This window comes from Streptomyces sp. NPDC005151 (genome assembly GCF_053599875.1).
Map to the genome: position 1 here is coordinate 1 of NZ_JBSFYR010000254.1, position 1465 is coordinate 1465.

Genomic DNA, 1465 nt, shown 5'->3' on the forward strand with positions numbered 1-1465 from the left:
CTAGTACTACAGGGCTAGATCTGCATCATCTGGAGGCGCATGCGTCGGCGGAAGTGGTGCCTCCTGGCCTCAAGTTGGTGACGGCGGCGGAACGTTGACCAGCGCAGGGCGTTTTGGATCTCGTGGAGGGGCCGGCCTATGAGGTTGAACAGGCGTCGGGCCTCGGCGAGGGAGGCCCTCAGGGGCGGTCGCGTCCGAGGCCGCCCCGCAGGTGCGGGTTCATCTGGTTGCGGACGGTCCGTCAGCTTGGTCGCGGAAAGTTGTCCACAGGCCAAGGTTCCCCTTTTGAAGCGTCTGGCGCATCACCGCGAGCAGACACAGGGCCAGCATCGACATGGTGACGTGCCGGTGCCAGGCGTCGTACTTGCGGACCTGGTACTGGTCGAGTCCGGTCTCCTGCTTGGCGGCTTCGAAACACTCCTCGACGGGCCAGCGCGAACCGATCGCGCGGATCACCTCGCCCAGCGGGTCGCGGCGCGGGTTGAAGCAGTGGAAGTAGGCGAGCTCGGAGCCGTCCATGGCGCGGCGCACGACGAACTGGCGCTGTGGATCGGGGGTGTTCAGCACGGCCCAGTCGTAGCTGCGGAAGCCTTTCGTGCCGATGCCACAGGCCCGGCGGGTGAAGGCGCGCTCCGGCAGGCGCGCCGTCAGTTCGTCGATCCTCGCCGTGCTCCCGTCCGCGTCGGCGACCTCGGTGTTCTTCGGCACGGCCATCACGTAGGAGACGGTGCGCGCCTCCAGGAAGGCGCGCAGAGCCGGGCTCTGCCCGAACTCCTCGTCGGCGGCGAACCAGGCGAAGGGCACCTTCGCCGCCAGCGCGCGTTCGACCATGAGCTGGACCTGCTGCGGGCGGGTGCGGAAAGGCACCGCGTCGGGCACTCCGGCCTCGCGGCACCGCTCGCGGTCGGCGGCCCAGGTGTGCTCGGGCAGGTACAACTCCCGATCCAGCAGCAGTCGGTGACCGCCCGGGGTGGCGTAGGCCAGGAAGGTGCCGATCTGACAGTTGTCGATCCGCCCGAGCGTGCCGGAGTACTGTCGCTGCACCCCGGCGGACTTGCGGCCCTTCTTCGCGAAGCCGGTCGGGTCCGCGATCAGCACCGCCCGCTCGTCGGCGAAGTGCTCCATCGCATAACCGACCAGCTCGTCCCGCAGCCGGTCCGCGTCCCACGGGGTCAGGTTCAAGAACCGCTGCATCCGCTTGGGTTCGGGCGCCCCGACGTGCTCGGCGATGGTCCAGCCGTTCTTCTTCTCCAGCGGCGCCAGCAGCCCGCGCAGATACGCGCCCGCGTGCGCCCGCGACTCCGGCCGGTAGAACAACGGCCCAATCCGGGCGCACACCGCCTCGAACTCCGCGTCCAGGACCTCCAGGTCCTCCGCCGCCAGCTCGTCCTTATCCCGACCTCGTGCACTCACGACAGACCATTCTGCCTCAATCGCACACCAAGATCTATCCCTGTAGTACTAG

The 1465-nt window shown here is 68.4% G+C and carries 1 protein-coding gene; it reads right to left on the bottom strand.

Annotated features, from left to right (window positions below):
• Positions 1-219: 219 nt before the first annotated feature.
• On the bottom strand, positions 220-1383 hold the full coding sequence (locus tag ACWD6R_RS40545; RefSeq protein WP_451823339.1) for an IS701 family transposase: 1164 nt from the start codon (positions 1381-1383) through the stop codon (positions 220-222).
• Between the last annotated feature and the right edge of the window lie 82 nt (positions 1384-1465).